The sequence below is a fragment of the Streptomyces malaysiensis subsp. samsunensis genome, from assembly GCF_024519315.1.
GTDB lineage: Bacteria > Actinomycetota > Actinomycetes > Streptomycetales > Streptomycetaceae > Streptomyces > Streptomyces malaysiensis.
Genome location: NZ_JANIIC010000092.1, coordinates 24,924 through 31,120, shown reverse-complemented (window position 1 = coordinate 31,120; position 6,197 = coordinate 24,924). Strand labels below are relative to the sequence as shown.

At 71.2% G+C, this 6,197-nt stretch carries 5 protein-coding genes, 1 pseudogene and 1 riboswitch; of the genes and pseudogenes, 3 read left to right on the top strand and 3 right to left on the bottom strand.

The features are described from left to right. Positions 1 to 72 precede the first annotated feature (72 nt). Positions 73 to 1,686 carry a PucR family transcriptional regulator gene (locus NQU54_RS49870; protein ID WP_257635906.1) on the bottom strand — a complete coding sequence of 538 codons (1,614 nt, stop codon included), beginning with the start codon at positions 1,684 to 1,686 and terminating at the stop codon, positions 73 to 75. A 318-nt stretch (positions 1,687 to 2,004) separates the two neighbouring features. Continuing rightward, complete coding sequence (locus NQU54_RS43975; RefSeq protein WP_257635905.1) at positions 2,005 to 3,297, bottom strand: PP2C family protein-serine/threonine phosphatase; 1,293 nt, start codon at positions 3,295 to 3,297, stop codon at positions 2,005 to 2,007. Between the two features lie 400 nt (positions 3,298 to 3,697). On the opposite strand from NQU54_RS43975, the gene NQU54_RS43970 reads away from it, so the two are divergent. From NQU54_RS43970 to NQU54_RS43960, 3 genes and pseudogenes are all read left to right on the top strand, one after another. Further along, a complete protein-coding gene (locus NQU54_RS43970; protein WP_257635904.1) occupies positions 3,698 to 3,982 on the top strand; it encodes a DUF211 domain-containing protein in 285 nt (94 codons plus the stop codon). A gap of 153 nt (positions 3,983 to 4,135) precedes the next feature. After that, the gene (locus NQU54_RS43965) at positions 4,136 to 4,525 is read left to right on the top strand and encodes a hypothetical protein (protein ID WP_257635903.1); all 390 of its coding nucleotides are present in this window, start codon (positions 4,136 to 4,138) and stop codon (positions 4,523 to 4,525) included. Positions 4,526 to 4,816: 291 nt separating this feature from the next. Further along, positions 4,817 to 4,880, top strand: a riboswitch (Fluoride riboswitch). A gap of 16 nt (positions 4,881 to 4,896) precedes the next feature. Further along, positions 4,897 to 5,589, top strand: a pseudogene (locus NQU54_RS43960) (phosphopyruvate hydratase family protein); the annotation flags it as partial. A 72-nt stretch (positions 5,590 to 5,661) separates the two neighbouring features. Here NQU54_RS43960 and NQU54_RS43955 read toward each other — a convergent pair. Next, positions 5,662 to 6,189: a SixA phosphatase family protein gene (locus NQU54_RS43955; RefSeq protein ID WP_257635902.1), complete on the bottom strand. Its 528-nt coding sequence runs from the start codon at positions 6,187 to 6,189 to the stop codon at positions 5,662 to 5,664. Positions 6,190 to 6,197 lie beyond the last annotated feature (8 nt).

Here is a 6,197-nt window from a genome sequence, read left to right as displayed (position 1 = left end):
AACTCGCGGCAGCCCTGACCTGCTACAAGAAGCTCGCCAAGCTCACCACGTGAGACAAGCTCTTAGCCCTTGCTACGAGACCGGAGCTCGGAGGCACGGTAACCGCGTTTCGGCGTCGTTCAGGTCCGCCCGCGTGACTTCCGCGATGCGCTTGAGTCGATACCGCAACGTATTCTTGTGAATGTGCAGGCGCTCCGAGGCCGCGGAAATATCGCCGAAGTTGTCGAGCCAACAGCGAAGCGTCTGCGAGAGCGCCGAGTCGTGCGTCTGGTCGTAGTCCCGCAGCCGGTCCAGTGGCCCTGCGTAGCCGGGCACGTCGCCGGCGAGAAGATCGGAGAGGCGGAGCAGGAGGGAACGGGCATACACATCCTCGCGCGTGGCCACACGGAGTTGGGGCGTCCCCGTGCCCGCGGAGGAGCGGAGCACCCGCAGCACGAGGTCCGCATCGTCGCGCGAACGGTTCAAGTCGGCGAGGCGATCGACGGGTGCACCGATGCCGATCACCAGTCGCCGCCAGTCGCGGCCGAGGCGCTGTACGAACCCGGATGTGAGGCGGCGAATCGCGGACAGATCAACGGTCTCGTCCGCGTACGTGGGAACAACCCCATAGATGGTCTCCCCGAGCAATGCGCAGATGGTGCTCGGCAGTTCGCCGCGCAAGAGCATCATGAGCGAATTGGCGACATGATCCAAACCGGCCGTCGCCGTCGGCGACGAGGGCGCGCGCCCTTCGCTGGGCAAACCAGCCGCCAGGACGTAGCCACCGGCGACCGCTCTCGGGGAACGCAGCTTCTGAGCCGCCTGCCATGCCGGCTGTCCCCCTTCGAGCAGAGCGGCGACAGTCGCGAGCCGTACGCGGTGCGCGGCGTCGGCGGCGATACGTGAGCGCAACATCGCGATGGCGGCTACGTTGGCGGCCTCCATCATCGCTTCCTCGTGCACCGCGGACAGCGGCTCCTCGGCGACAGCCCAGATCGATCCGAGGAGCTCGTCACCGGCGGCCACACGACACGCGACACGCGGCTGAGCGCCGGGCACGAACGGTTCGCTGAAGAGCGGCCGGGCGGACGTGTACACCTTGCGGAAGATGCCGAGGCTCGTGAGGGAGGTCTGATACACGTTGGGCACCTGCTGACCGAGGACGCTCGCCTTGCGGGCCTCGTCGGCTCGTGCCTGATCGGCTGAGAAGGCGAGAATGCGCGAGTCGCGATCCTCGATCGTCACGGGCGCGTCGAGCAACCCCGACAGACTGTTGGCGATCTTGAACAGATCGAGCTCGGCGTCGGCCGTTCCCACCGCCGTCCATCTGTCCTCCCCGTCGGCTGACCGCGGCCGCAGCAGCGTCGCGAGGTGCAGCCACGACGCCCCGCCGACAAGGCTCAGGACGGAGATGGATTCCCTTGTGGCCAACGCGTGAACGTCGGAGTCGATCTCGGCCGGGCCGCGGACGACCAGGGCGCTGGCGCCCGCGGCGCCGATCCGGCCCAACAGCTCCGCGATGCCGTGCGCCCCCTGGACGCCGACGCCCAGGACCAGAGCTCCGGTGGGAATCGGCACGTCGTCGATCGGGGAAAGGACCGTGACGTGCTCGAAAACTTGAGTTTCCCCCGCCGGACCGGCCTCGTGGGTCAGCAGCGAGTTGCCCAACCGCTCGAGCACAGCGGAGATGGAGTCACCTTTGGGCACTGGCTGCCTCCTGGGGTCGGCCTCGCGCCGCCCGCCCAGTACCCCAGCCGGACATCGTGATCTCGCTGTCGGGGGCTGATGGAGAAGGGTGCGGTCACCGGTTGATCATGATGGTCTGTCAACACATCTCAAAATCGTGTCGTGGGCGCGGTACACACTCTAGCTCCCGGCCCCGTGCGTGCACCGGGTCAATCCGGCATGCCGACAGGTCCGGGGCACCGCTCCGGCCCGGGGTGATCGTGCCATCGGCCGCCGCGCTCCCGGGGCGAGGTGTCTGGGACGGCTCTGAGTGTGCCGCCGGTGAGCGGCCAGGGCGGCTCAGGGGACGCGCAGGGCCAGGATGGCGATGTCGTCGTGCTGGTTGTCGCTCAACCGGGTGAGGAGTTCGTCGCCGAAGACGGCCAGCGGTTCGCGGGCGAGTGTGGCCGCGTGCTGGCGCAGCCGTGTCAGGCCACGGCCGATGTCCTCGCCGGGGCGCTCGATGAGGCCGTCGGTGTAGAAGAGCAGGGTGGCGAGGTGGGGCAGGTCGATGGTCGCGGTCGCTCGTTCGAGGGCGGGGTCGACCCCCAGGATGGGGGCATGGCCTTCCTCCAGCAGAAGGGTGCGGCCGTCGGGCTGGGCCAGCAGGGGCGGAAGGTGGCCGGCGTTGGTCCAGTGCAGTCGCCACGCGCCCTCGGCGGGTGTCTCGATGCGGGCGATGACGGCCGTGACGAGTTCGATGCTGGTCAGGCCGAGCATCACGGTGTCCAGACGGCTCATGATTCCGGCCGGGTCGTCACCCCTGTCGTAGGCGAGCGCGCGCAGCATGTTGCGCAGTTGTCCCATGCGGACGGCGGCCGCCAGATCGTGGCCGACCACGTCCCCGATGGCGAGGATCGCCGAGCCGTCGGGGAGCGGGAAGGCGTCGTACCAGTCGCCGCCCACCTCGGCCCGCTCGCGGGCGGCCACGTAGCGGGCGGCGAGATTCAGGTGGGCCAGGCCGGTCAGGTCGGGCAGGAGGGAGAGCTGGAGCTGTTCGGCGGTGTACTGCTGGAGCGCGTACAGACGTGCGTTGTCCAGGGCGAGACCCGCACGATGTCCCAGGTCGGCGGCCAGGGCCCGCTCCTGCTCGTCGAAGGGTACGGCCGGGGCGCGGCGGACGAAGGTGAGTGCGCCCAGTGTCCGACGTCGTACGCGCATGGGCACGATCAGCGCGGTCCCGGCGTCGAGCGCGCGGTACAACGACCGCTGGGCGGCGAGGAGGGAGTCGTCCGGATCGGGTACGCCGAAGTCGGTCACCACCACGGGTCCCGCGCCGCGCAGCACCTTCGCCAGAGCGGCGGCCGAGTCGTCCGGCCCTGGCAGAAACCCGCCGGGCACCACGCGCAGCACTCGCTCGGGGTCACGATCCATGACCGTGAGACGGCGCAGCCCCTCGCCCTCGACCACGTCGACGACGCAGGCGTCGGCCAGATGCGGCACCACCAGCCGGGCCAGTCGGCGCAGCGACTCCTCCGCGTCCAGGCCCGAGGCCAACGCGCGGCTCGCCTCGGCGAGCAGACGCAGGCGGGCCGCGGCGATCTCCGGTGCGGACTCCTCTGACGGTCCTCCCGGCGGTAGGGACTCCCGCATCATCACGCTCCTCCCAGGTGTCCCCGTCGCCAGGCCGTCTGTCGCCCGGCCCGGCGTGGTGCGGGGCGTGGGCGTCGGTCGTCGGTCGTCGGTCGTCGGTCGTCGCCGGGACGGAAGCGGCCTACCACCGGCTGCCTGCCACCGGCTGGGAGTGCCGCCTGCCCGGGACGACACCGACGAGCAGCCCTCCGCTCCCAGTCTGAGGGTTCGGTCGGCGCGGGACATCCGGGCAAGCCGGACGGCGGCGGTGGCACCGCACCGTCAACTGTCGGCTCGGTGGGATGGCCCAGACCATGCGCGGCACCCGCGGTCGAGATCCCGCGAGCGGCGCTGCGCATGCGGCACCGGCCGGGTTCCGGGCACCCTGAGGGTGGGGAACCGACACGGTGAGGAGTCGGCGATGCCTGTGCGGCGGCTGGTCCTGGATGTCGACAAGACGGTCAATGAGCCCGATCTGATCCGTCTCGCTTCGGTGATCGAAGCCGCGTCCGGGGTGAAGGCGGTGAACATCGCGGTCACCGAGATCGATATCGAGACCGTCGGCACGAATGTCACCGTGGAGGGCGACGACATCGACGTCGAGGCGCTGACCCGGGCCATCGAGAAGGCCGGTGCCGTGGTGCACAGCATCGACGAGGTCGTGTCCGGCGCGTACATCCTGGAGAACAAGCCACGGTCGCGATGACACGGCGCCTGCGGAGCCTGGCGGCGCAGTCCACCCGGCCGCTTGTTCTGGGTCTGGTGGACGGCCTTTTGAATGCGCTGACCCTCGCCGCGGCCTCGCTGGTGGGCTCCGGTGCGCCGGTCAGCTACTCGTTGGCGTTCCGGGGTGGGGCTGGTGGCGTTGACGACGGCCGCGTTCGCGGTCTTCGTGGCCGACTACGCCGACCGCCGGGCCTATCTGATGTGTGCCTCACGGCAACTGAACCTGACCGCGCGGGGGCAGCTGGCCACGACCCATCTCGGCCGCCGGGCGGTGGCGCGCTCGCTGCTGGCCACGGTGATCGCCTGTACCGCGAGTTTCACCGGCGCGATGCTGCCGCTGCTGGCCGGAGCCGCCCTGCCGGGTCTGTCGTGGATCGTGGTCGTCCTGGCCGTGCTCGCCCTCACGGTGCTGGGAGCCGCGCTGGGGCACCTGTTCGCCAGCAGCCGGATCCGGTGGGCGGCGACGCTGGGGTGCGGTGGGGTGGCCGTGACCTGGATCGGTGTGTGGCTGCACATTGCCTGACCGGGCAGCGTACGGGCGTACTTCCCGCGCCGTGCCGCTCGCCGTCCCGGAACGCTCCACCGGCAGGGCGCGGCGGGGCCGGTGCCCTGGCCGTACGGCCGCGGCGAGCCCCCATCCCCCCAGCGCCCTCCCTCCGGGGTGCCGGGCGGGAGACGGGCGGGGGGACAACCATGCCGTCGCGGTGCCGCCCGTCCCACGGACCCGGCCCCCGGCCCGGCGGACTGAAGCCGCCACGGCGGTGTCGATGGCCGCGCGGACTGGCGGGAATGCCCGGCGCGGGACCACCATGGACGGGTGATGGGCGATGAGGCTCGCCCTTGACCGCACATCCCGTGCTGATGGCCTCTGCGAGCACCAGCCACCGCCCGGTGGCCCTGTCCGCCGACGGATACGCCACCGGCCTGGGTGAAGAGGGCGGCTTCGCCCCCGCCCTCGACCGTCCCGAAGCCGTCTTGCAACTCCTGGTCGAGGCCATCACCGACGTCGGCTACACCCCCGGCCGGGAGGGCGTCGCGATCGCCCTGGACCCGGCCGCCGGCGAACTCGGTGGGCCGGACGGCCGGTACCGGCTGGCGGGCGACACGCTGAGCGGCGACCAGCTCATCGACGGCTACGAGACGATCGTCGAACGCTATCCGGTGTGGTCGATCGAGGACGGTCTGGCCGAGGACGACTGGGACGGCTGGGTCCGCCTGACCGCACGCCTCGGCGACCGGGTGCAGGTGATGGGGGACGACATCTTCGTGACCAATCCGTCCATCATCACCGAGGCGATCAGCAAGAAGATCGCCAATTCCGCTCTCATCAAGGTCAACCAGATCGGCACCGTCACCGAGACCCTCGATGCCATGCGGACCTGCCGCGAGGCCGGCTACACCCAGATGGTCTCCCACCGCTCCGGCGAGACCGGGGACGCCTTCATCGCGGACCTCGCCGTGGGCACCGGCTGCGGCCAGTTCAAGTCGGGCGCCCCGGCGCGCGGTGAACGGATCGCCAAGTACAACCGGCTGATCGAGATCGCCGACTCCCACCCCTGGCTGCCGTTCGGCCTCGCCACCGGCTGATCCGGGCGGGCCGCCCGTCGGTGGGCGATGCGTCCATCGGCTCCGCCGTGCCCGCCGCCCTGTCCGCGGGGCTCAGTCGCCGCGGTCGCGTGGGGTGGCGAAGGCGATGAGGAGACCGCTGCCGGGCGCCAGCTGCTGCCAGGGGCCGGGCAGGGCCAGCACGGCGATCGCGGCCGTCGGGAACTTGTCGCGGGCCCGGGTGAGGGCCTCGTCGGCCGCGGTGTCCTGGGTGAGCGCCAAGGAGAGGTCCTGGACCCCGGGGCTGTGTCCGATCAGCAGCAGCGTGCGGCACCGGGCGGGGGTCTCGCGCACGACGGCGAGCACTTCGGAGGTGCCGGCGCCATAGGCCCGCGAGTCGTAGGTCACGGCAGGCACGGCATCCAGTTCGGGCGCCAGGAGTTCCCAGGTTTCGCGGGTGCGGCGGGTGGGTGAGCAGACGACGGTGTCCGGAACCCACCCGGCCTCGTGCAGCCGGCGGCCGACGGCCGGGGCGTCCCCGCGCCCCCGCGGTGCCAGCGGCCGGTCGTGGTCGGCGACCCCCTCGGGCCAGGCCGACTTGGCATGCCGCAGCACGATCAGGCGAAGCGGTTCCGTAGCCATCGGGCCAC

Coding starts and splice junctions, on each gene's coding strand:
- NQU54_RS43975 (WP_257635905.1), bottom strand. CDS start 3,297: ATGCGGGAGTCCCTACCGCCGGGAGGACCGTCAGAGGAGTCCGCACCG.
- NQU54_RS43970 (WP_257635904.1), top strand. CDS start 3,698: ATGCCTGTGCGGCGGCTGGTCCTGGATGTCGACAAGACGGTCAATGAG.
- NQU54_RS43955 (WP_257635902.1), bottom strand. CDS start 6,189: ATGGCTACGGAACCGCTTCGCCTGATCGTGCTGCGGCATGCCAAGTCG.